Origin of the sequence: Okeania hirsuta, assembly GCF_003838195.1 — a bacterium.
Classification (GTDB): Bacteria; Cyanobacteriota; Cyanobacteriia; order Cyanobacteriales; family Microcoleaceae; genus Okeania; species Okeania hirsuta.
Genome location: NZ_RCBY01000657.1, coordinates 1 through 772, shown reverse-complemented (window position 1 = coordinate 772; position 772 = coordinate 1). Strand labels below are relative to the sequence as shown.

The following is a 772-nucleotide window of genomic DNA, read 5'->3' as shown; positions in this document are numbered from 1 at the left end:
AAGGGGAAGGAAAAGTTAGGGATGAAACGGGAAGGGTTGAGGCGTAAAATTCTACCCATGGCCGATGGCTGGCAGGATAATTATCTATATGCCATGATAGAAGAAGATTATTTCCGCTAAACCCGGGCTTATCTCGCCTACAACTTCACCATCTTGTTCTGGAAATTTCTAATGCTCGGTCCCAATCCTGTTGAGGAGGATGCTCGATGAAATATTCGCAGCGAACTCGATACTGGTCTACTACTTTGTCCATAGGGTTGAATCGCAGGATCTGGCGGAAAATCTGCAGGGCATCCTTGAAGCGACCTTGGCTGTACCAATCTATAGCTTGGTAAAAGTTGAGTAAGGAAGCCTGCTTCCGATCGGCGAGATCGGGATCCTCTTGACTAATTAATTCGTAAATGGTGATGGCCTTTTCTTTACCAGGTACTCGTACCAGGTCAATTTTCCGTAGGGGGATTTCATGCGGATCGGATAAGGCATGATAGGTATATTCACTTAATAGAATGGGCGTCCCAAAATACTTTGTGAGTGCCTCTAGTCTTGAAGATAGATTGACCGTGTCTCCGATCACCGTGGTGTCCAGTCTGTTTTCTGATCCTACCGTACCCAACATCAGTTCTCCGGTATTAATACCAATGCCAAAATCAATGGCAGGCTGCCCTAGGTTTATCCTTTCTTTATTGAATACCTGTAGCTCCTGGCGGAGAGCCAAAGCCGTTTGCACTGCTGCAACGGCCGAGCGCTCATTTTCACGATCCCTAAACAAAGC

At 46.5% G+C, this 772-nt stretch carries 1 protein-coding gene; it reads right to left on the bottom strand.

Annotated elements, in window-relative coordinates; genetic code table 11:
* Positions 1–145 precede the first annotated feature (145 nt).
* Positions 146–772, bottom strand: a 627-nt coding sequence (locus D5R40_RS33505; RefSeq protein ID WP_134239684.1) for an adenylate/guanylate cyclase domain-containing protein, incomplete at its 5' end; no start/stop codon positions are given.